Here is a 22,996-nt window from a genome sequence, read left to right as displayed (position 1 = left end):
CCCAGTGTTTGCAGGGGTTGGAATGCGGTTCGAGTCCCACCTCGGGCACGTGTTTTCCCTCTTCAGGGGCTTGTGGGCCTCTGAGTGTGCACAAATTGTTCATTGATGGGTCCCTCCGGGGGGCCCATTTTTTGTTGGTGGCCGTTTTATGGTCGGTGGCTCCTTTCTACTGAAGACTCGACGGCTCGGCTCTTCGTTACTTCTTCATTGTGGTTTACGGAGTGGGCGACATGACCGGTTCCGGCTGTGAAAGACTTCTCTACTTTGCAGTCGCATTTCCGTTGGCCTCCATGGCGTGGTCAGGATCTGATCGCGTCCAGCATGCCTCCCAGAGCGTCTTGGCTTGTTCGAGGGCCTCGCCCGTGTTCATCTTGTGTAGTGCTTTCACGCGGTCATCGACGGCGTCCGCTGTGCGGTCTTCTTTCGTCGAGGGCGGCAGGGTGATGCGGTTTGTCGGTGGGATGGTGCTGCCGCGGTAGACGAATTCGGTGCTGATCTGGCTGGACTGGGTCGCTTTCAGCGGGAGTGTGAGACCGTCCTGGGGGTCGCCGTTGTATGGGTAGACGGTGTTGTCTCCGGCGAGGTGCCCGTCGCGGATGGTCATTTGCGACGGAGGAGCACTGACCGAAACTTTGGATCGAGCCCGGCGCGTGGCGCCCTGGTTGCGCGAAGGACCTGCCCAGCGATGATGGGGATCAGAATGACAAACAGCGAAGTTGCTTCCGACAGTTCATGAAGGCGGGGGAGTGGGGCGGGTGTGCGACCGCCGAGTCCCGAGACTCGTCATCCTGCTCGTAAAGCGACCCGCAGCGTAGCCGGTACGAAGAAATGGAGAGTTCCGTTGATGACCAGCCGCCACCCTAGCCCAATCTGTTGAGGACCTCTTGGGCGCCGTTCTTGCCGGTCGTAATGCGCCTGGTTTCTCGAAGGGTGTCCGGACTAACAGATCCCCTGATGTGCCCACCGCTACGCTTCAGATTGCGGCGACCGCCGGTGAGTGGGTGCCCGACCTTTGTGCGGTCCTGCGCTTGCGGGTCGTGATGACTACCTCTTGGGAACTGGAACGGAAACTACGGACTTGTGTTGATTGCGAGGTAGATTCAGACCTGCAAAGCGGGGCACCCTTGGACACTGCGGGCTCCGGCAAGGAACCCGCAGTGTCGTAATGAGGAGGGAAGGAAGAAACGGGCAGCCAGGGAACGCCAAGGATGCCGTGCCTGGACACTACAGCTACAGCGACTACTCTCTCCCGGTAGCATCTGGAACACTCTAAGAGAAAAGGCTCGGGTTGCTGGGTTGCCGCTAGCTGATTTTCTGACCGTTCAGCGGGCGGTTGGCGATCACGGGCGAGCTGCCGGTGAAGCCGTCACGGGTTGCGGCGATTTCGTGGATCCGCTTACGGCTCATGTACCAGCCGACCACTAAGAGGGCGCAGGCGATGGCAGTGACCAGCATGGTGAGTGGGGAGTCGATGAACTCCATCACCAGCACGCCAGCAAGGAACAGCAGCGAGAGGTAGCCGGTATACGGGGCGCCGAACATCCGGAAGGACGGACGATTCAGCCAGCCCTTATCCGCCCACCGTTTCAGCTGCAACTGGCACAAGACGATAGTTGCCCAGGTGACGATGGTGCCCGTGGCAGCGACGCTGAGGACGATCTCGAAGGCATCGGCCGGGACCAAGTAGTTCAATGGGACCCCGAGCAGCGACACGCCAGCCGTCAGGAGTATGCCGCCGTAGGGGACGCCTGCGCGGTTCATGCGCTGGGCGAACTTCGGCGCGGAACCGGCCACGGACATGGAGCGCAGGATGCGGCCGGTGGCGTACAACCCGGCGTTCAGGGAAGACAGTGCCGCGGTGAGTACTACGAGGTTCATGACCACATCCATCCCTTGGACTCCGATGGATCCGAAGAATGTCACGAAAGGGCTGACGCCCTTGACGTAGGAGGTGTAGGGCAGCAGCAGGGCCAGCAGGACGACGGATCCGACGTAGAACACGGCGATGCGGAAGACCACAGAGTTGATGGCCTTGGGCATGATCTTTTCGGGGTTCTCGGTCTCCCCCGCAGCAGTGCCCACGAGTTCGATTGCTCCGTACGCGAACAGCACGCCCGCCATCAACAAGACCAGGGGCAGCAGGCCGTTGGGGAAGATGCCGCCGTTGTCCGTGATGAGGCTGAAGCCCACCTCCTGGCCGGATACCGGCGTGCCGAAGACGACGAAGAAGACGCCGACCACAAGGAATGACACCAAGGCGACCACCTTGATAAGCGCGAACCAGAACTCCATCTCGCCGAACACCTTGACCGAGACCATATTCATGCCTACGACCACCACGAGGGCGATCAGCGCCCAAGCCCACTGTGGCACCGCCTCGATCCAGGCGACGTACTTGCCAAAGAAGTTCATGTAGAGGGCTACTGCGGTGATATCCACGATCGTGGTGGTAGCCCAGGTGACCCAGTAGAACCAGCCGGAGACGAATGCGGCTTTCTCGCCGAAGAACTCACGGGCGTAAGAAACGAAGGAGCCCGACGATGGGCGGTGCAGCACTAGCTCCCCGAGCGCGCGAAGAATCAGGAAGGCAAAGAAGCCGCACACGGCGTACGCGATGGCAAGGGAGGGTCCGGCTGCGTTGAGGCGGCCGCCGGCACCCAGGAACAGTCCGGTGCCGATGGCGCCGCCGATCGCGATCATCTGGATCTGACGCGGCTTCAGGCTCTTGTGGTAGCCCTGGTCCTCCGCGTGTGAAGGAGCTTATTAGTGGCGTGCGCCTGCGGCGGGACCGTGTGGTCCGTGAGGGGTGCGTTGGTCATGGGAATCCTTTTGGGGTGTCGGAGGCGTAGCCGATATGCGTAGTTGGGGGCTGTGACGATGCCGATCGGCTGCTCTATGGTGAAGCGCAGCATTCCGATCTTCGCGGTGATGCCCCGGATGCGGTGGCCGTGAGGGTGCGGCACGCGACTTCCAGGTAGAAGGTGCTCTCGTGAAGCTGTCGGCAATGATCAGTTCGACGGCGTTCAGCTGAGCTGGCCCGTTTCCGCCACCATGGTGATGGTGGCATCGATATCTATGACCTCATGGGCCACCTGGCTGACACCTCCGGGATCACCGGATTGATCATGCCTGGCATGAGTTATTTGGATGAGGCCAGTGCCTCTGTGAAGAGCTCGCCGAGGATCGCCGCGCCCTTCCGGATTTCGTCGATGGACGGAAGGCAAAAGCTCAGTCGCAGTTCCGAGCGGCCCGTACCGTTCGTATAAAAGGCCGTCCCAGGGACGTAGACGATGCCGCGTTCGATCGCCTCGTAGACAAGTTCCTCGGTATCAATGCCGTCGGGGACCTTGACCCAGAGGTAGAAACCTCCAGTCGGCTTATTCCAGGACGTCCCTGCCGGCATGACTGTTTCGAGGGTTTCGACGAGGGCTTGGAACTTCGCCTTGTAGATTCCGCGGTAGACGTCGAGGGTTTCCTTCCATGCGGGGTCGTCGAGATAGGCTGACATGAGGAGCTGGTTGAAGACGGCCGGATTCAAGGCGGCTGTTTCAGCGATGTTGATGAGGTGCTCGTGGATCGAAGCCGGAGCCATGACCCATCCCAGGCGCAGCCCAGGGGCAAACATCTTCGAGAACGACCCAAAGTAGAAGGTGATGTCAGGGAAATCGGGTTGAAGTGCCGGCATTATCTGTCCGTCGAAGCCAAGAAGGCCGTAGGGGTTGTCTTCAAAGAGCAACATTCCGTTGTTCCGGCAGATGTGCCCGACCTCCAGCCGGCGCTGGCTGGAGAGGTTCACGCCTCCGGGGTTCTGGAAATTGGGGATGGTGTAGAGCACCTTGGGGGTCCTGCCGGCAGCCCGGGTTTCGGCAATGAGCCTTTCGAGTTCTGCCGGTATCAACCCCTCGCTGTCGCTCGGGACGTGGACGATTTCGGCTTCGTGGCTCGTGAAGACTGCCATGCCGCCGGCGTAGGACGGGCCCTCGGCGAAAACTACGTCGCCGGGATTGATCGTTGCGTGAGCTGCCATGTTGAGGGCCTGCTGTGATCCCGCCGTCACGATGACCTGATCGGGATGAGCTGTGATGCCCTCAAGAGCCATGATGTCAACGACGTGCCGGCGCAGCTGCGGGATTCCAGCGCTCGACCCATACTGAAGGGCAACCGAGCCTTGGTCTGCGATGGCCCGCCGCGCGTCCTCGGCCAACCTGCCGAACGGCAGTGCTCCGAGGAAGGGAGCTCCGTTGGCAAAGGAGATGATGCCAGAACGCTGCGACGCACGAAAGATCTTTCGGACCGCAGAGGGCAGACCAGCTTTGGCCCGGTCTGACAGCGCGATGTCGAACGGAGTCTGAACGGCTGGCGATTGCGCCATGAAAGCGGTTCCTTTCACAAGTGGGGACGACGGATTGCGTGCGGATGTTCCCTCTACTATCGGACCTTCCAGAGATGCTGTCTAAGACCGAGAATCACTAACATCCATGCCGTTTGGGCATGGTTCCCGCTCGTTGTTGCCTGTGTTCCCATCCTTCTGACGGAATTGAGACCATGCCGCGGAGAGGCTGATGCCACATCATTGAGGCATGAACTTTCAACGTCTTCAGTACTTTCTGGCAGTGGTTGATGCCGGAACCGTGACTGCTGCTGCCGAAACGCTGCACGTCGCCCAGCCGGCCCTGAGCCGACAGATCAAAACCCTGGAACGCGAGCTGCGCCTTGAACTCTTCGAGGCCCAGGGCAACCGCCTTGCCCTCACGTCAGCAGGGCGGGCCCTGGTGCCGGTAGCGCGCCGGCTCATGGTTGAGACGCGCGGATTCGAGGAAGCGGCCACGGCTCTACGGACAGGGCGTGTGGAGGAACTCGTCGCCGCGACGACCAGTACGACACTGCGTCGCATCCTCGCGCCGTTCATCGCCACGACGGGGCCGGATGACCCGAAGATCATTCCGCGCGATGTCAGCCATTTCGACATGAGTGATTCGTTGCGGCGTGGCAGTGACTTCGCGATCTCGCCGGCGGCGCGCGACGGGGCATTGCGGCACGTTCCACTGGGGAGGGTGGCCGTCAGGGCGTTCGTATCAGCGGACCACCAGTGGGCACGGGCAGGCGTGACGGAGCTGCCGATTACGGGATTCGCGGGGTCGACTGCAATTCTGGCGTCGCACCACAGCGTCAGCCGTTACGTCCTGGACGACGTGCTCGGCCGGGCTGATATGACGTTCCCAGAGGTGACCGAGTGCGACGACGGGCAAACCGTGGTTGCACTGGCTGCTGCCGGCCGGGGGGTCGGCTTCGTGACCGAGGGCTCCCTGTATGGTGCGCATCCGATTGTAGTTCTGCACGACCCAAGATCGGACGGCAAATTGGAACCGCTGGCACTGCCGCTGCACGTGGCCTGGATCCCCGGCCACTACGCCGAAGAGGTCATCCAGCGGATGGCGCACAGAATCCGCGGCTTTCTCAGGGCCGAGGGCATTACCCTCGACGAATGACGCTGAGCAAGTCAATGCCCGTTTGGCATTGACTTGGTGCCAACTATGCATTGGACAGCATGGAGTGGTGTTCCTAATACTGATATCGACCCCACAACCTTCGGATCAGGAGACCCTCTTTGAACCACAAACTGCGTCACGCAGGCCAGGCCATCGTCGATTCGCTTGCCGTCCACGGCGTAAAGCGCGTCTTCGCGGTCCCGGGCGAAAGCTACCTCGCGGTCCTCGACGGGCTGCACGGCACGTCCATCGAGACCGTCGTCGCCCGCCATGAAGGTGGCGCGGCGTACATGGCGGAGGCCCACGGCAAGTTCACCGGGGAGCCCGGTGTCGCCATGGTCACGCGCGGTCCAGGGGCAGCGAACGCGTCTGTTGCCATCCACAGCGCATGGCAGGACGGTACCCCTATGGTTCTCTTTGTCGGTCTGATACCGGTTGCTGACCGCATGCGCGAATCCTTCCAGGAGTTCGATCCGAGTGCTTGGTTCGGGACACAAGCCAAGCGTGTCTTCGTCCTCGACGAGCCCGGACGCGCTTCCGAAATAGTCGCGGAGGCGTTCTTCGCAGCGAAGTCCGGCCGGCCCGGGCCGGTGATAGTTGGACTTCCCGAAGACGTCATCACCAAGGAGTTCGAAGGCAAGATAGCCACACCTATCCCAGTCGCCGAAGGCGCAGTTTCACCGCGCGAACTCCACCAGCTCCAAACGGCCCTCGCCGCCGCCGAGAAACCGCTCATCTACGTGGGCGGGCAACGATGGACCCAGGATTCGGCCGCTGCGATCACGAGCTTCGCCGCGCGCAACGGCATCCCGGTCGCGCAGGATTGGCACGCGTCCGACAGGGTACCCTTCACATCGCGGGTCAACATCGGAACACTCGGCTTCGGCCGCGGTGCGACGGCAGCCGAAATGTTCGACGAAGCCGATGTCCTGCTTGCCATTGGCGCCCTCCCGACAGATGTGCCCACCGACGGATTCACCCTCCGCCAGCGGCCGGACGCCGTCAACTACCTCGTGAGTATCGACACGACGCTCCGTGGGCGCTCCGGAGCAGTCACTGCTCATTTACTCGCCTCACCGGTCGCGTTCGCTGAGGCCGTCGAAGGCCTCGACCTGGGCAGGACGAAGGAGTGGGACATGTGGCGCGCCAGGGGTTATGAGGCCCATTTGGCTCTGTCTGCCATTGGTGACTACGTGGACCTGACCGCCACAGCCGACGGCACAGCACACATGAGCGTGGTCATCAACGAGCTCATACAACGCCTGCCGGATGACGCCGTGTGCACGCTGGGTGCAGGCAATCACACCATTTGGGCGCAACGCTTCTTCCCCACGAACGTCTTCCCGTCCCAGCTCGCCACACGAAACGGCTCAATGGGGTACTCCATCCCGTCCGCCGTCGCGGCGGGTCTGGAAAGCCCCGAGCGACTTATCGTCGCGGTGTGCGGCGACGGCGAGTTCCTCATGAACGGCCAGGAACTTGCAACAGCAGGCCAATACGGCGTCCCGGTGCTGGCCATCGTCATGGACAACAGCCAATACGCCACAATCCGCGACCATCAGGAGAGTCACTTCCCGGGCCGCGTCTCCGGAACCCAGCTGTCCAATCCCGATTTCGCCGCGCTCATGCGCGCCTTCGACGGCCACGCCGAAACGGTGACGTCGGACGCCGAGGCCGCCGGCGCCGTCGAACGTGCCCTCAAGGCTGTGATGGGGCAGCGCAGGTCCGCGCTGATCCACGTCATCACAGACCAGAAAATCAGCCTGCCCTAAACACAACACTCCTGCGAAAGCGCCCTTTCCCTCCAAAAATCCGATGACCCGACCTCCACCGACTGACCGGAGCCCCAACGTGATTACGCTCAAGAACATCATCAACGGCCAGACCGTTGCCTCCCCGGCAAGCCTCCCCTTCTTCGACCCCAGCACCGGACTCCAGATCGGCACCGCCCCTGTCAGCGACGCAGTCGCCGTCGACGCCGCCTTCCAAGCCGCGCAGCAGGCATTCAAGGGCTACAAGCGCACGACGCCGGGCGAACGCCAGGCGCTGCTGCTGCAGCTCGCAGACCTCATCGAAACGAACGCGGACCGACTGCTGGAGGCCGAGGTCGCGTGCACGGGCAAGCCCCGTGCCGCGACCCGTGAATTGGAGATCCTGCGCGGCGCGGACCAGCTGCGTTTCTTCGCCGGTGCCTGCCGGGTGGTGTCAGGGACGGCCTCCATGGAGTACATCCAGGGTTTCACCTCCACCATCCGTCGTGAGCCGCTGGGAGTAGTCGCCCAGATCACCCCGTGGAACTACCCCTTCATGATGGCGATCTGGAAGATCGGGCCCGCCCTGGCCGCCGGCAACACCCTGGTCCTCAAGCCTGCGGACACCACGCCGTGGTCCACGGTGCTCCTGGGCGAACTCGCCCAGGAAGTGTTCCCGGCCGGCGTCGTGAACATCGTCTGTGGCGGCCGTGATGCCGGTGCCGCCATGGTGGACCACGAGATCCCGGAAATGGTCTCGATCACCGGCTCCACCCGTGCCGGTGCACAGGTCATGTCTGCCGCGGCCAAAACTCTCAAGGACGTCCACCTGGAGCTTGGCGGCAAGGCACCCGCGATCGTCTTCGCCGACGTTGACATCGTCCGGACCGCGCGGGAAATCGCTCTGAGCGCCTTCTTCAACGCCGGCCAGGACTGCACCGCCGTCACCCGCGTGCTGGTGGAGCAGCCCATCCATGCCGAGTTCGCGGCCGCGCTGGGGGCCGCGGCGGCCGCGCTCACCGTGGGCGGTGACGATGCGGACCTCGGCCCGCTGAACAGTGCCGCCCAACTCGAGCGGGTGGAGGGCTTTATTTCCCGGCTCCCGGCCAACGCCACGGTGCTGTCCGGCGGCAAGCGCACCGGCACCGGATACCACTTCCAGCCTACGGTGATCGACGGCGTCTTCCAGAGCGACGAGGTGGTGTGCGAGGAGATCTTCGGTCCGGTGGTCACGGTTCAACCGTTCGCCACGGAGGAGGAGGCCATAGAGCTGGCCAACGACACCAAGTACGCACTGGCCTCCAGCGTCTGGTCCGACAACCACGGTGTGGTCACACGGGTGTCCAACGAGCTCGACTTCGGTTCCGTGTGGATCAACTGCCACCAGGTGATCCCTGCTGAGGCCCCTCACGGTGGCTTCAAGCACTCCGGCACCGGCAAGGACCTGTCCGTCTTCGGGCTTGAGGACTACACCCGCATCAAGTCCGTCACCACCTCCCACCGCTAACCCAGGAACCCCATGAAACTCGATCTTCTGCTGCGCAACGCGGACATCATCACCATGGATGACCGTCGACCGCACGCCACCTCGCTGGGAATCTGGCAGGGCCGCATCGTCGGCCTCGATAACGAACTGGACGGACTGGACGCGGCCCAGGTCATGGACCTTGACGGCGCCACCGTCACACCCGGGTTCATCGACGCCCACTGCCACACCACATGGTTCGGGCTGGGCCTGGGCGAGGTGGACGTCTCCGCCGCCCGCGGCCTCGACGAGCTCTACGCCATGCTCGAAACGGACATGGCAACGGTTGGCACAACCGATGCGGAGAAGCCCGCTGGTCAGGACACTAAGTGGCTAATGGCCACGGGCTTCAGCCAGCAGAACCACGACGGCCAGTTCCCGGATATTGTGGCGCTGGACCGGATCACGGGCGAGCGGCCGCTGTTCATGCGGCACAACTCCGGCCATATGGCCGTGGTGAACACCGCCGCGCTGCGGCTGGCAGGTGCGCTGTCGCCGTCGTTCCCGGATCCCGACGGCGGCGTGATAGTCCGCGACTCCAACGGGCGGCCCACCGGACTCGTTCAGGAGACAGCACAAGAATTGGTCCAGCAACTCATCCTGCCTTATTCAATCGCCGACATCGAAGACGCCCTTGATCGCGCCACGCGCCTTTATGCCTCCGAGGGAATCACCAGCTTCACCGAGGCCGGTGTAGGAGGCGGCTGGATCGGGCACAGCCCCTCAGAACTAGCCGCCTACCAGCGGGCCGCCGCAAACGGGCGGCTGCACGCCCGCGCCCAAGTGATGCCGGTCCTGGATGTGCTGCACGCCCTGAACGGGCACGGCTCGGACAGTTCCGCGGCCGCGCCCAAGGGACTTGACCTGGGGATCAGCACAGGTTTCGGGAACGACTACCTGTCCTTGGGACCCACCAAGGTCTTCCTGGATGGCTCGCTGCTCGGGGAGACCGCGGCTGTGAGCCACGAGTTCTGTAGCCACGGCCAAAAGGACAACACGGGGAACGTCGGGTACTTCCAGGCCGAGCCCGCGCAGTTGAGGGAGCGGATCGAGGCGGCCTACGCCGCAGGCTGGTCCATAGCTGCCCACGCCATCGGGGACCGTGCGATCGACCTGGCCATCGACATCATCGCCGACTGCCAGGCTACCTACGGCCCAAGGACCGTCCCGAACCGGATCGAACACGCCTCCATGACCAGGCCGGACCAGTTGGCCCGTTTGGCGACAGCAGACATCGCGGTCACCCCACAGGCAAGCTTCTTCCGTGAAGGAGGCGACGGCATGAGAACCTCTCTCGGACACGACCGCTTGCCCTGGGCTTACCGGGCCGCAAGCTTCCTCGAAGCGGGAGTTACCCTGGCCGGAAGCTCGGATCGACCCGTGGCGGACGGGAATGTCCTGCGCGGCATGCAGGCATTTGTGGACCGCCGCACCGATTCCGGGGCAGTGTTCGGCAACCCTGACGAACGGCTGACCCCGCGCCAGGCGCTCGACATATATACAACCGGCGCAGCTGCCACCACCGGAACTATGAATATCAAAGGCTCCCTGACGCCGGGAAAACTGGCCGACTTCACGGTGCTGTCCGCTTCTCCCCTGGATGCTCCGGACATAGGGGCACTCGAAGTGCTGGCCACCGCCGTCGGAGGAGGCTTCACCTATCAGGCCACCGCCGCAGAGTTTCAACACGCTGCACTGACGCGGCGGAGTTCATCGGGCGGCCATCGCCTCATGGTCACCACTGAGGATGGCCTACCGGTCAGATAACGGTGAGCAAGGGCAAAGATAAAGATCCTCACATGACGATTGCCGTCGCCCGCAGCACCCTGAATCCGGACCGCTCCAACGCGGTGCTCATCCAGCACGCCCTGACCGGCAACACGCATGTGACAAGGGGAGCCAGCGATGAAGGAGGCTGGTGCGACCAGCTGGCTGGCCCCGGCGCCCCTGTGGACACGGACCGGTATTTCGTTGTTTCCATCAATATTGTGGGCCGCTGCTATGGCCCCACGGGACCGTCCACGCCCGCCCCGGACGGGCAGCCGTGGTGTTCCAGATTCCCCCTTGTAACCCTCCGCGACACCACCGCGGCCCAAGCCCGGCTGGCTGATGCCCTGGGCATCGGCAGCTGGTATGCGGTGCTGGGCGGTTCAATGGGCGGGGCCCGCGCTCTGGAATGGGCCGTCAGCTATCCGGAGCGGGTACGCCGCTGCGGCGTAATTTCCATCGGCGCCAGCAGCACCGCCGAACAGATTGCCTTCGCCAGACGCAGACACTGGCCATCCGGCAGGGACGTGAATTTCAAGGGCGGGGACTACTATGGCGGGCCCGAGTCGAAATCTCGTTGGAGGCGAGTGCGGGGATGACTGCATCGCATCTCGTGAACCGGCAACCCAGGGTTCGTTGGGTGACCCCCGGGATCAAGCACCGGGGCCCCCGCGCGCCTCGTGACAGCAGCGACCGTTTCCGAGGAGCTGGATGCCCGCGGAATCAATTCTTGACCTGGTCATGTGAGTGTCTGCCGACATGCGATAGGTGAAGAGTTGTCACCGCCAAGAAGTTCTTCATGTTGGGTTGCTGTCCCGGCGAGTGCCTGCTCACTCCGAAATAGGCAGGGCGATCTCGTGTGTAGTTCCAGCTCAAAGGAAATCCGCGTTCCCTCAGTGGGGACGCGGTTGTCGTTTGTAGTACTCAGGAGCGAGTTTGGGGGTGTGCACATTGTGCACACTTTAGGTCTCGGACTGGGTCGTACTGCGGTCGGATCGGGCCGGATTCCGCATGTTTCCGCGAGAGCCCAGTGTTTGCAAGGGCTGGAATGCAGTTCGAGTCCCACCTCGGGCACAGTGTTTTACCTGGTCAGAGGCTTTTCGGCTTCTGACTGTTGACAGATGTTGACATTTTGCCGCCTCTGACGCTCGCCGGGGTCTGTGCCTGGAGCGCGGTGACCCATTCGGTTATGTGGGTGGCGGGTTCAGACCCTTGGCTGGTGGGCCCTCCGCCTGCGGGGATCTGGGGTAATTGGGTCTCCTTTCTAACCCCTTCGATGGCCGTGGTTGGCCTTCACCTATTCATGTCCCAGCGTTGTGGCGATGACATGACTAGAGGGAAACTTCTTCAAGTTTTTCTTCCTCGGTTCGCGTCTGTCTGTCGACGCGAGCGGGAGGGCTCGGGGCCGAATGCCCGTCCAAAGGGGTGTGGACGGCGTGCACTACTTCGTCGCGGCCGTGATCCTGGCCGGAGTCTTCCAAATCATTCTCGGCGTGTCCGGGGTCGCGAAGCTCATGCGCTTCATTCCCCGCTCGGTGATGGTGGGCTTCGTCAACGCCCTGGCCATCCTGATCCTCATGTCCCAGGTCCCCGAACTGATCAATGTTCCGTGTCTGGTCTACCCCCTCGTGGCCCTGGCTCTGATGATCGCCTTCGGACTGCCGAAGATGCCCAAGGCCACTGATTGAGGTTTTAGACTGCTCCTCAGTCGGATCCTCCGCCCAATACGTCGACGTGCACGTGGTCGAGATGACGCAGGATCTCGTTGCGGGGCTCAGGTGCGTCGTAGTCCTGCCATTGCCCTCGGGAGCCGTGCACGCTCCAGAACCGGTCGTCGAAGATGACGTACTGGATGTTCAGGTCTGCGGCGTGAGCGACGAGCCAGTGAGCCAGGATCCACCCGTTACGCCGGTTCTCCTCGGTCACCGGGCGGAAGAAGATGTCGATTGCCCGGCCGTCGTAGTGCGTCGAGTCCGCTCCGTGCCCCTGATCTACGCCACCCGAGGCGAACCCGCCCAGGGTTTGGTCACCGAACACCTCGGTCATCGCCTCGCGCAACTGCTCGGCGCGGGGTGTCAGGCCGGTTACACCCAACTGTTGTTCCTGCAGGTCACTGGCGGCCGAGCCTCGGCAGGTCAGACTGGGACCAGCGTCTTCGGGTGGCCCATTGGCCAGCCACTGCAACACCGCGGCATCGATGCCGGAGGTGTCCGGGGCTTCCACCCCGCGGGCCAGGAGCGCCACCGCAGTGGTGGCCAGCTGCGCTTCATCGCGGTCGAGTCCAACCTCTCCTTCCGAGGTTTCCACGACGCACTCCGGGCGCCACAGCAGCGAGCCGTCCTCAGTGCGCAAACTACTGAGCAAGCCGGGCGCGAGGAGCACCAGAGCTGACGCGAGCACCCCGAGCAGCAAAAGGCCTAAGAGCAGCCGCAGCGGGCGGCGCCGGCCGCCATCCGTCTCGTCGTTGGTGATCACGGCAGCCAACATGTACGCCGCATGGGGAACCCATACGTGCCAGTACCGGCCAACTCACGGAGCAGTGCTGATCCGAAGACGTCGGCGCCGACCACGGCGATACTGCTCACGATGACGTACCCCTTCGTTCGGTAGCAGTGAGCCAGTCACAGCAGGAGAGGGGACTGCTGACGGTTCAGTAGACAGCTGGGGACAGTTCCCATGCCGCTGGTGCTGCTCTGTTTATTGTTTCAAACTCGGCGACTTTCCGTAGTCCGAGGACGCGTTGACGGCGTCTACGCGGAACGGCGTCGATACAGGTCACGCTAGCGCTTCTGACTTCAGTTCTAGTTAACATCGTTTGGAGCCGTCTTTGCCGGCTTTCCTGACCCTCATAGCTGCCTTCGCCCTCTGGCCGTCTGGCCGCCCCGCGTTCGCTCATGCAAGTTCCCGTCCCTTAGCCCATGAGGGCTGAAGGCAGGGAGGGAATTCGAGAACACAAATGTGTTGTGAACTAATGCGACCAGAACGGGCTGGCTGGAAGCCGTTCCGGCAGGCTCACGGCACAGAACAAGAACTGCGGCATCTCCTTCCCTTTTGGAGATCTTGACGGGGTTCTCCATGCTCGCTCGGTCATCCTTGCGCCAAATTCCAGCGAGGAACGCAGCAAAGCCATTGAACAGCTCCTCGCAAACGTTGCGCAAGACGGAACGCCGGAAAACCGTCACTTCCACGACACCAAAGGCAATAGGATTCTGCTGGCAGGCGTCGCGGTTGCCTTGGTCGCAAGCGGGCCGCCGTAGCGCTGCAAATGCCGGTCACAGATAAGAGTTCTGTTGATTGTTTCGCCCGTGCCGAGCTTCACGGCAACCAGTTCCCCGGCGGCACAGGTGTCCTGGGGGAAGGCACGAGGGTGGGCGAGCCGTCGACGCAACGCAACCCTATCCCTATCGAGGACGCGCTGGCAGTCTGTCGGGCCATGTGGGCGCAACACGGGCTCGACCCCAATAGCCCGAACGGCAGAGCACATCCAAGTCTGCATGATCCGAGTTCCTCCTACCCGATTCCGGACCCACTGACAGTATGTGTTCTCAATGACGGCCGCGCCGCAGTCATCCCGGGTGACGAAAACGTCTGTGCGTCTCTTGGCCTCTCGCTCAAAGCTGACACGCCCCCGGACACTGATCGTCAACGGCATCTGGGAACAAGCCCTCGCACTCCGCATTCGGCTCGTTCCATGAACCAAACATCGATGAGCGCGGTGAGCTTCTGCTGATGTTCTAGAGGGGCCAACAACGCTCCTGCTCCTTAGCACCCAAGGAATCCTAGTTGGTCAGCGGATCTATGTCGGTCATTTATCACGTGAGGGCATGGAGAAATCCGTTGTGCTGTCCCTTGGCCACGCCTGCATGCCAAGACCTTCATTGTTGGCAGCCGCGGTTTTCTTGGTTCTGCGAACCTGACCGGTGCAGGGCTGGGCAGCTCGAAAGCGGGCAATCTTGAACTTGGGGTTGAACTCAGAACCACCCAAATAGAAGATGTCCGGCAAGTCATCAACCCATGGCCGAGCCACGATGTTGGGGTGAACGACCTTGAGAAGCTGCTCGCGCTTGCGCGGAATCTGACCAAGACTTCGTCGCCCGCCTCGGCCGACGCTGCTAAAGCCTCCTGGTGGTCGACGAAGCAACAGCTACCGGCTCAAAAAACACCAACCCGCCGCCAGTGCGGCACAATAGAACCACCACCACGTGGCCCATTTTCAATTTGGATAACATGCGTGACCAGCTCCTTGAGGCCCTGGGGGTCATGCCGGCCACGCTGCGGAGGACCTTGACGTGGGACCGGGGCTCCGAGATGGCCAAGCACGCCGAGGTCACCGCGGCGCTGGGAACTCTCGTGTACTTCTGTGATCCGGCCAGCCCCTGGCAACGTGCTTCGAACGAGAATGCCAACGGCCTGCTCCGCCAATACTTTCGTAAGGGCGCGGACCTCAGCACGGTAGAACAGGCCGAAGTCCGCTTCGCCGCTGATGAGATCAACGGACGGCCGCGAGCCGTCCTCGACTGGGATAGTGCAACCGCGCGGTTTGCTTCCCTCCAAACCGTTGCTGCGCTTTGAACGAACGCAGTTTCCGCTGCCACCTGAAGCACTGGTCAGCTGCCCACAGATGGGGACAATTCTCGAACGTTATCCACCGCTACGGCGGCCAGGGAGCTACCTGGAAGGCTCCCCAATTCAGCCGTGGATAACCCGAATTGACCCCAGGTATGGACAGATGAGGAGTTAGTTTGGAGTCACGGCTGGATCTACCGTCTTTCCTAACGCTGGTTCGTCTTCAATGAGCGAAAGCCCCCTTAAAGCAGAGTATGGGTCATGCCTCTAGCCCCGGGTGGTGCCCGGGTGGATACTTAGGGCATGGATGGCCCGCTGGGGTCGGCCGAGGGCGGGGAAGCTCGCGAGTTGGAGCGCCTGCGGCGACGCGCGTACGGACGGGATGGCGACATCGCGGGGGATGTGGCGGCTCAGGCTCGGCTTACCGAACTGGAGGCCGCCCAACACAGACAGCCGACTCCCGTCATCGATCCCGCCCCGGTCCCGAAACGCGTCCCGGTCGCTGAGCCGGTCGAAGGGCCGCGCTCGACTTCGACATCGGTCCCGCAGGCTGTCGACGGAGCCCCCGCGGCACCGTGGTGGCGCCGCCGCCGCTGGTTGATGATCCTCGGCGGCGCCACCGCTGCCCTCGCCCTGATCACGGTTCACGTCGCATGGCTGTTCCAGCTGCCTGCTGATGAGCCCACTGAAATTGCGCTGCGCGTCCCAGATGCGCAGCACCGTGGGGAAGACCTAGACTTGCCCGCGCCCGTACCGGACTTCGTGCTCGCATTGAAGTCGGTCGGTGCGGACACCGATGAGCCTCAAGACAACCTCGGCACTCTCGACGCGATGGGTCTCAGTGCCAATGAGCTGCGGCAATACGAGAACTTCAGCGATCTCCGTGTCTGGAGCGGAGAGTCTCGCTACGGCATGGTCTGTCTGCTCGTGGCCTCACATGCGATTCGCGAGAGGAACGGCGCCGAAGGCTGTTCCCCCAAAGGCCTCGATACCGTCGCGGAGGTGGTGTGGTTCCAGGCCCACGGTCTCACCCGATTCGTGCTCAACGGCGACCACGTCGAGGTCTACGTGTTCCACAGGGCCGCCGACCCGTCAGACCCGTCAAAGGGCGGCGTCCCATTTCCCAATTGAGGCCGGAACAGCCTGACCGCGCAGGAAGTGAACCGCGGTATACCCGCTTAACCGAATGAGTGAACATCGGCTGCTGCTCAGCTAGGCCGACGCACCCTGAGCTGCCCCACTGGCTGCAACTCGGAGTCTGTTACCTTCGAAATTCGAAGCTGTTGTGACGTTTGTTGGAAACCGCCCAGCCTGAGCTGCGCGGAGGGCTCCACCTGCCCACAGTGGGCACAACCCGATCAGGGGTCTGGCTTCCGCTGCGCTCTACCCAGGCCAGGCTCGAAATGTCCTCAGCGGACTGTCTTGGTTCAAGGAAGTGAGACACCAGCATTATTGTTGGGAGACGCCTGGAGATGCCTGGAGATGCCTGGAGATGCCTGGAGATGCCTGGAGATGCCCGGAGATGCCCGCCCGATCGCGTCGGCCGGTGTCACTTCCTCCGCGGAACTGATCGCGGCCTACTTCCGGCAGCACGGAACGCTGCCAAAGATATCGGCCTCACCCGTTGGTGAAGAAGGTCAGAAGGTCAGCTGTATCGACGCTTGGCCAGGATCCGCTTACTCAAGCGGAAAGGGAAACTGGAACAGGCCGTCGCCTCAATACTCGACGAGGATTGTCCCGGATGGACAGATGGTTATGGCTTTAGCAGTGACAGGATTTGGCAGTGACAGGATTTGGCAGGATCGCCGGGACGCGCTGATCGCATGGATGGACGCCCAGGGAAGGCCGCCCCATTATGCTTCCGGCGATTCAGCCGAACGGGCACTGGCAAGCTGGGTTGCCACGTATCGCCGGCACGCACTCCATGGGCGGCACCTTGAGCGGATCAAGGAACTCGACGAGAGAGTTCCAGGTTGGAGCCAGTCGGTTGTATGGGTGCCGAAAGCGTAGAGCTGCTAGAACATCTGAAAAAAGCGCACCTTCAGCCTGGTCCATGAGTCCAGCACACGCGTGGTCGCCGTCGGCCAGAGGACATCGGCGACTTTCAGGGGCATGAACCCCGGCTTGCTGCGCAGCGCCTGCATGACCTCAGGGGTCAGCTTCTTGTGAAGTCTGCTCACGAGTATTTGTCCTTTCCGATGTGATAGAGGAAGCCGCGCCAACGCTCGAGCATTGACGGGCCCTTATAGATCGGGCGGCGGCCTCTGGCGGCCCTTTTGACTACTTTGGCCGTCAGACGGGGAAAGTATTTCACTGGGATCGGCTGGCCTTCGCGTGGACTTCCCTGGCCGAAGACCGCGACGGGCCGCTCATTGGGCGCCTTCATCCACCCCAGGCCGTGCTTGTAGATATCCATGTTGAGCTCGTTGCAGAGATCCCACTCAGCCCGGGGCAGCGTGCGCTCCATCAACGCTATCCCCTGCAGATATCCGTCGTCGTTCAGCGCGTAGTGTTCCTCGATGAAGACCCTGAGGCTGTATCCGCCGTCCGGGTGGGCTGTGGTGGCCTGTCGTAGTTATACGCCATAGGGCGCCGTCTTCCGGCACGTTCCAGCAGACAGTGGTTCAGTCATTGATCCCCCAATGGTCGAGTCTCCATTCTGACTGATCGCACAGGTCTCTTGGGCGACTGCATGCTCGCAGGGCTCGCACCCCTTCGGGCGTCCGCTGGCGCGGCCGGCTGTTGGGTCCAGACCGCGCCGTCGCAGAGCTCCGGGGCACCCTGGCCCTGTTTGTCTACGACGATGCTCCTATAGGTGTCAAATTGAACCTGGCAGTTGATTTAGGCCAGCTGCATCGTTGGTGGGGGCCTTCCCCATGTGAACCCCTTGGCCCCGCTAACCGGACGAGCTGAGGCCGGGATCCCCACACGCAGGGTTCGGAGCCAGCTTCGGTGCAGCGGCGCCTCCCCGCTGGCGCACTGAGGAGAATAGGGGCCGTGCCAGGGAAGAGGTTCCTGACGTTATCGGTGAGGGCCGCGAGAAGCGTTGCCCGCACGTCTGCATACCGACGACTTGCGTCAGCTTTGTGCGCGGGCACTTCGAATCGGGAATACGGAGACGGGTATACGCATTGGATCAATCGGAGACAGCTCTCCATAACCTACAGATGGGAGATTGATTGTGGAGTCGGGCGAATTCAAGCTGGTGGTCCTGGCTGCCGGCGTCAGTACGCCGTCGTCGAGCCGGTTACTGGCTGACCTGCTCGCTGAAGCGGCGGTGGTTGGCCTTGCTACGTCCGGTATTCCGGTTGAACCAGTGGTGATTGAACTGCGTGATCTCTTTGCTGACATCGCAGCGGCCTACAGTGGAGCGGTCACTTCCCGTCTGCGGGAAGCATTCGACAGGGTCAGTGCCGCGGATGCCTTGGTTGTGGTGAGCCCAGTGTTCGCCAGCTCCTACAGCGGCATGTTCAAGGCGTTTCTGGATCTGCTGGATCCGACGGCGATCGTCGACACTCCAACTATTATCGGAGCCACGGGCGGCAGTCTCCGTCATTCCCTGGTGCTGGAGCACGCCATGCGGCCCTTGTTTTCCTACTTGCGAGCAGTTGTGGTTCCGACGTCAATCTTCGCCACTGCCATGGATTGGGCAGCCGAAGAAACCACCCATGCCCTGCGCGAGCGTGCGCAACGGGCCGCTCAAGAACTCACGCAAACAGTCCGCTCAAGTGGTGTTCCGCTACTTATGTCGCCACCGTACGGGCAGCAACAGGCGGCCTAACTCGGAATCGGTCAAACCGATCGGGCCTGGGGCGCTACCGCGCATATCGGGTGTCGGCGCCTCAGGCCTCGCTGACTTTGTCCGCCTTTCGTTCCGTACGCCGAGCGTCTCGAAGCCGTGGACGCATCATCGTCCGGGCGACCTGGCTGGGTTTCATCGGCGGTTCAGTCAGCGGTGTAGCCCTGTCCGGCCGGATGCCGTCAAGGAACAGTTCGACATTGCGCCGCCACGCACTGGGCGCGACGTCCCTCGTCACCTCTGCGATACGACTGTTGGCGAGCATGACGAAAACGAGATCCTCTGCCCTGAAATCCGACCGGACCGCCCCCGCATCGCGCGCCTCGCGGACCAGTTCTTCAACGCGCACCTGGATCCGCCTGCGAAGCGCCAGAAGCGTTTCTGACTCATCGAGCCTGGTCGTCATGAGATTGAGGTAGCCCCGGCTGTCAGCCTCGAGTGCGCAACTGGCCATGATGTAACCCGAGAGGCCCTTCCATTTGTCCGGGTTCCTCAGGGCCTCCTCGGCAAGGTGTAACTGCTCATTGAGGGGTTCAACCAGAACCACGCCCCATAAGTCCGACCGGCTAGGAAAGTGCCTATAGAGGGTTCCGGCGCCAACTCCGGCCGACGCCGCGATAGCGTCCAGCGACGCATTGAGGCCCTCCGCCGCGAATGCGAGCCGCGCTGCTTCGATGAGCGCTTCCCTGTTGCGGAGACTGTCCCGACGCGGCGCACGAGCCCGCACGGACTTGCTCCCTCGATCCTCGCTCGGCATGGCACAACCCCTCATCTTCGTCCCCGGGAATACGGAGATGGATCTACGCATTACACTTACCGGAGACCACTCTCCACAACACTAGAAATGGGAGATTACCATGGAGTTGGGCGTGTATTCCTTCGCAGAGGCCATCGCAGACCCGAATACCGGGCGCCGGATTAATCCTCAGGAACGCCTGAAAGACCTCGTCGAGGAAATTGAGCTGGCCGATCAGGTCGGCCTCGACGTGTACGGGCTCGGGGAGCATCATCGTGAAGACTTTGCTGCTGCGAGTCCGGCTGTTGTTCTTGCGGCTGCCGCCGCACGAACCGAGAAGATCCGGCTGACCAGTGCCGTGACCGTGCTCAGCTCGTCAGATCCGGTGCGGGTGCACCAGGACTTCGCGACGCTCGACCTGCTCTCCGGCGGACGTGCGGAAATCATGGCGGGCCGCGGCTCCTTCACGGAGTCGTTCCCGTTGTTCGGATACGACCTGTCGGACTACGACACTCTCTTCGAAGAGAAGCTGGACCTTCTGCTGAAGATCCGCGCTGAAGAGAGGGTGACCTGGTCGGGTCGCCACCGTGCCTCTCTGTCGGACCAAGGTGTTTACCCCCGCCCGGCACAGGATCAGCTGCCCCTATGGGTAGGGGTCGGTGGATCACCGTCGTCCGCCATCCGTGCCGGCAAGCTTGGACTGCCCCTGTCTCTGGGCATCATCGCCGGCGACGTCCGGCGCTTCGCTCCTCTGGTGGACCTGTACAGGGCAACCGCCCTCGAGGCCGGCCACCCGGAGAGCGCCCTGAAGGTCAGCATCAACGCCCACGGGCATGTCGCTGACAGCAAAGAGCAGGCCATCGACCTGAGCTACCCCTACTTCCAGTCCGCGATGAGCACCTTCCTCAATGCGCCCTTCTCGGCCCTGCCGACGAAGCAGCACTACGGTAAGGACACCTCTCTGCAGGGAGCCCTCGTCGCAGGGTCCCCCGAGGACGTCGCCGAGAAGATCCTGTTCCAGCAGAGCGTCTTCGGCAACGAACGCTTCCTCATGCAGATCAGCGTCGGAACCATGCCGCACAAAGAGGTCATGCGATCCATCGAACTCCTCGGCACCCGTGTAGCCCCGATCGTTCGCGCCGACTCGCTCGCCTCCGCAGCCTGATACCCGCGAACCCGCTTCACGGCCGCTAACTCGGCCGTGAAGCCGGCCTCGCTCCTGTCAGGGCACCTCACCGAATACGGCGACTCCCGTGCGCCTTCATCACCACGGAAAACCATCCACTCATATCCACTCATCATCGTCAGAACGGGATACCCCCACTCATGTTTATAGCAGCATCCATCCTCAGCCTCCTTTTCTCGGCCCTGCTCGTGTTCTCCGCCGTCGGAAAGCTTCGCAAAGACCCTAAACAGATGGCCGTCCTGGAGCTTGTGAAAGCAACCAAAGCGGCGCCACTGCTCGCCACCCTTGAAATCGCCGCAGCAGCCGGTCTGCTCGTCGGTGTCGCCTGGTGGCCCATCGGAATCGCAGCTGGAATTGGTGCAGTTCTTTACTTCGCTGGGGCGATCGTTACACACTTGCGCGTCGGGGATCGCGCCGTGACCAGTGCTGCCGTCCTGCTCGGAGTCAGCGTCGCCGTGGTCGTTCTCAGGGCCCTGGCGCTCTGAGTCCACGGTCATAGCGTCACTGCACGGCACATACCCCTCCTCGTCCCGATCAGCGGGAAGAGGAGGGGTTTGTCCTATCTGGAGGGCGTGACCCCACATCCTCTTTTCGGATGCCGCGCATCATCTTCAGCGCACCGGTCTCGCGAGACTTAGGAGGGGAAGGGCAGGCTCGCAGGGCTCGCCCTGGCTTCCGCTGCGCTCCAACCAGTTAGGCCGGGGCGCGCAAGCTCGCTGAGGAGTGTGGAGCTGCTTGGCCGTTGGAGCTCGAACAGGCCACCAAACAACTATGGCACCGTGAATTGCAAATGGCTTGGTAACCCCTGATTCTCTGAAATCCGGATATTGGCTGTTTGCTCGGTCAGCCACTGGCGGTACTTCCTGGCGAGGGCGTCGTTTCGGAGGAGGCCCCGTTCCAGGAGGGAAATCTTGGAGGGCATTGGCCAAGTTCCCGGGCTGCGGTTGTGATGGTACAACCGAGTGCGGTGCGCATCTGGCGCAGATCGGTGTTGTCTGGTGCTGGCTGGGGGTTGGTGATCTGGCGGTAGATTTCCCGGCCTGCGTAGCGTTTGAGGCAGCGCATGATTTCCCGTTTGCTCTTGCCCTCCGCAGTGCGTTTGGCCACGTAGTCCTTGGTCCGTTGGCACGAGGCCATGCGGACCAGGACGACCTGATACAGGGCATGGTTGGCGTTGCGGTCACCGCCTCTGCTGAGCCGGTGACGGATGGTTTTGCCCGAGGATGCGGGTATAGGTGCGACCCCGACGAGGGCAGCGAACTGGGCCTCATTTCCAAGGCGGTCCGGGTTGTCTCCGACGGTGACCAGGAGCTGGCTGGCTACTTCGGTTCCGACACCTGGCAGGTCACAGAGCATCGGTGCATAGGTGTCGAGGATTTCTCGAAGCGCGGCGTCCGCGGTGGCGATTTCTGCCGCCAGGGAGTGGCATCGGGTGGCCAGGGCTTTCAACGTCAGCAGGCATACGTACTCGGGGTCAGCAATATGGCCGGTCGGCCTGGTGCGCTGCAGGGCCGTCATCATCGCCGCCGTACCCAAACTCCGGTATTTCGCCCGGAGTTTGTCCGGAGCCGTTACGAGGAGGCCTTTGATCTGGTTGATGGCTGCGGTGCGGGCCTTTAGGGCCGAGGTGCGCCCGGCACGCAGTATTCGCAGGCATTCAACGGGTCCGTCCTTGGCGTTCGGGACCGATTTGGTTCGGCCGTCGAGTACGGATTGGGCGGCCTGGTAGGCGTCCAACGGATCGGACTTGCCCTTCAGCCGGCGCGCGGCACGGTTCGGACGGTTCACCTCGAGTACACACAAACCTTCACCGCGCAGGATTCGGGAGATCTCGGCTCCATAGGAGCCTGTCCCTTCGACCCCTACGGCGGAGACTGTGCCATGGCTGGTGATGAAGTCCACGATCTTCCGGTATCCGGATCCCACGGCCAGGAATTCCTTGTCCGCGAGGGGTTTGCCATGTTCGTTGATGACAGCCACGTGGTGCGTATCGGCATGCGTGTCGATGCCGGCGATGACGTTGGTTGGTTCAGTTGCCAAGATGGAAGCGGCCCCCAGTCGAGTTCAATGGCTGATGAGTCGGGGGCAGGCCAGGTGGGCAGACAAAACGGTAATGGGATTAGTCGTATCAGGCTCCTATGAAGTCATGTCCGCCTGGCACATCACCCCCTTTGATG

The 22,996-nt window shown here is 62.4% G+C and carries 16 protein-coding genes and 3 pseudogenes; 11 read left to right on the top strand and 8 right to left on the bottom strand.

Features of this window, described 5'->3' with window-relative positions:
* Positions 1-259: 259 nt before the first annotated feature.
* The 3 genes and pseudogenes from QFZ30_RS10480 to QFZ30_RS10470 form a co-directional block, all read right to left on the bottom strand.
* A complete protein-coding gene (locus QFZ30_RS10480; protein WP_307075935.1) occupies positions 260-604 on the bottom strand; it encodes a hypothetical protein in 345 nt (114 codons plus the stop codon).
* 698 nt (positions 605-1,302) lie between these two features.
* Positions 1,303-2,819, bottom strand: a pseudogene (locus QFZ30_RS10475) (amino acid permease).
* A 320-nt stretch (positions 2,820-3,139) separates the two neighbouring features.
* Positions 3,140-4,372, bottom strand: a complete 1,233-nt coding sequence (locus tag QFZ30_RS10470; RefSeq protein ID WP_307075933.1) for an aminotransferase-like domain-containing protein — start codon at positions 4,370-4,372, stop codon at positions 3,140-3,142.
* Positions 4,373-4,580: 208 nt separating this feature from the next.
* Here QFZ30_RS10470 and QFZ30_RS10465 point away from each other — a divergent pair, with 208 nt between their 5' ends.
* From QFZ30_RS10465 to QFZ30_RS10440, 6 genes and pseudogenes are all read left to right on the top strand, one after another.
* The gene (locus QFZ30_RS10465) at positions 4,581-5,489 is read left to right on the top strand and encodes a LysR family transcriptional regulator (RefSeq protein WP_307075931.1); all 909 of its coding nucleotides are present in this window, start codon (positions 4,581-4,583) and stop codon (positions 5,487-5,489) included.
* Between the two features lie 119 nt (positions 5,490-5,608).
* Positions 5,609-7,261, top strand: a complete 1,653-nt coding sequence (locus tag QFZ30_RS10460) for a thiamine pyrophosphate-binding protein (protein WP_307075929.1) — start codon at positions 5,609-5,611, stop codon at positions 7,259-7,261.
* A gap of 43 nt (positions 7,262-7,304) precedes the next feature.
* Positions 7,305-8,747 carry an aldehyde dehydrogenase family protein gene (locus tag QFZ30_RS10455; RefSeq protein ID WP_307075927.1) on the top strand — a complete coding sequence of 481 codons (1,443 nt, stop codon included), beginning with the start codon at positions 7,305-7,307 and terminating at the stop codon, positions 8,745-8,747.
* Between the two features lie 12 nt (positions 8,748-8,759).
* Positions 8,760-10,532, top strand: coding sequence for an amidohydrolase (locus QFZ30_RS10450; protein ID WP_307075925.1), 1,773 nt, complete (start codon positions 8,760-8,762; stop codon positions 10,530-10,532).
* 53 nt (positions 10,533-10,585) lie between these two features.
* Positions 10,586-11,095: pseudogene (locus tag QFZ30_RS10445) on the top strand (alpha/beta fold hydrolase); the annotation flags it as partial.
* An 870-nt stretch (positions 11,096-11,965) separates the two neighbouring features.
* Positions 11,966-12,211: pseudogene (locus QFZ30_RS10440) on the top strand (SulP family inorganic anion transporter); the annotation flags it as partial.
* Positions 12,212-12,236: 25 nt separating this feature from the next.
* Here QFZ30_RS10440 and QFZ30_RS10435 read toward each other — a convergent pair.
* Positions 12,237-13,019 carry a hypothetical protein gene (locus tag QFZ30_RS10435; protein ID WP_307075923.1) on the bottom strand — a complete coding sequence of 261 codons (783 nt, stop codon included), beginning with the start codon at positions 13,017-13,019 and terminating at the stop codon, positions 12,237-12,239.
* Between the two features lie 1,638 nt (positions 13,020-14,657).
* Between QFZ30_RS10435 and QFZ30_RS10430 the strand changes: the two genes are divergently transcribed.
* The gene (locus tag QFZ30_RS10430; RefSeq protein ID WP_307075922.1) at positions 14,658-15,104 is read left to right on the top strand and encodes an IS30 family transposase; all 447 of its coding nucleotides are present in this window, start codon (positions 14,658-14,660) and stop codon (positions 15,102-15,104) included.
* Between the two features lie 297 nt (positions 15,105-15,401).
* Positions 15,402-16,229 (top strand): hypothetical protein, encoded by an 828-nt coding sequence (locus QFZ30_RS10425; RefSeq protein WP_307075920.1) that lies wholly within the window; start codon positions 15,402-15,404, stop codon positions 16,227-16,229.
* 884 nt (positions 16,230-17,113) lie between these two features.
* Here QFZ30_RS10425 and QFZ30_RS10420 read toward each other — a convergent pair.
* Positions 17,114-17,278 carry a hypothetical protein gene (locus QFZ30_RS10420; RefSeq protein ID WP_307075919.1) on the bottom strand — a complete coding sequence of 55 codons (165 nt, stop codon included), beginning with the start codon at positions 17,276-17,278 and terminating at the stop codon, positions 17,114-17,116.
* Positions 17,275-17,565 carry a hypothetical protein gene (locus QFZ30_RS10415; protein ID WP_307075916.1) on the bottom strand — a complete coding sequence of 97 codons (291 nt, stop codon included), beginning with the start codon at positions 17,563-17,565 and terminating at the stop codon, positions 17,275-17,277. Before QFZ30_RS10415 ends, QFZ30_RS10420 begins: the two co-directional genes overlap by 4 nt.
* A 714-nt stretch (positions 17,566-18,279) precedes the next feature.
* Between QFZ30_RS10415 and QFZ30_RS10410 the strand changes: the two genes are divergently transcribed.
* A complete protein-coding gene (locus tag QFZ30_RS10410) occupies positions 18,280-18,879 on the top strand; it encodes a CE1759 family FMN reductase (protein ID WP_307075914.1) in 600 nt (199 codons plus the stop codon).
* 61 nt (positions 18,880-18,940) lie between these two features.
* Here QFZ30_RS10410 and QFZ30_RS10405 read toward each other — a convergent pair whose 3' ends face one another.
* Entirely contained in the window at positions 18,941-19,624 is a 684-nt protein-coding gene (locus QFZ30_RS10405; protein ID WP_307075912.1) for a TetR/AcrR family transcriptional regulator, read from the bottom strand.
* A gap of 130 nt (positions 19,625-19,754) precedes the next feature.
* On the opposite strand from QFZ30_RS10405, the gene QFZ30_RS10400 reads away from it, so the two are divergent.
* The gene (locus QFZ30_RS10400; protein ID WP_307075910.1) at positions 19,755-20,798 is read left to right on the top strand and encodes an Atu2307/SP_0267 family LLM class monooxygenase; all 1,044 of its coding nucleotides are present in this window, start codon (positions 19,755-19,757) and stop codon (positions 20,796-20,798) included.
* A gap of 161 nt (positions 20,799-20,959) precedes the next feature.
* Entirely contained in the window at positions 20,960-21,304 is a 345-nt protein-coding gene (locus QFZ30_RS10395) for a DoxX family protein (RefSeq protein ID WP_307075908.1), read from the top strand.
* 358 nt (positions 21,305-21,662) lie between these two features.
* On the opposite strand, the gene QFZ30_RS10390 is transcribed toward QFZ30_RS10395, so the two are convergent.
* Complete coding sequence (locus QFZ30_RS10390; RefSeq protein WP_307075906.1) at positions 21,663-22,859, bottom strand: IS110 family transposase; 1,197 nt, start codon at positions 22,857-22,859, stop codon at positions 21,663-21,665.
* Positions 22,860-22,996 lie beyond the last annotated feature (137 nt).

The organism is Arthrobacter pascens, from assembly GCF_030815585.1.
Classification (GTDB): Bacteria; Actinomycetota; Actinomycetes; order Actinomycetales; family Micrococcaceae; genus Arthrobacter; species Arthrobacter pascens_A.
Note: the sequence above shows the minus strand (reverse complement) of the source record. Positions and strands in the feature narration are given on the sequence as shown.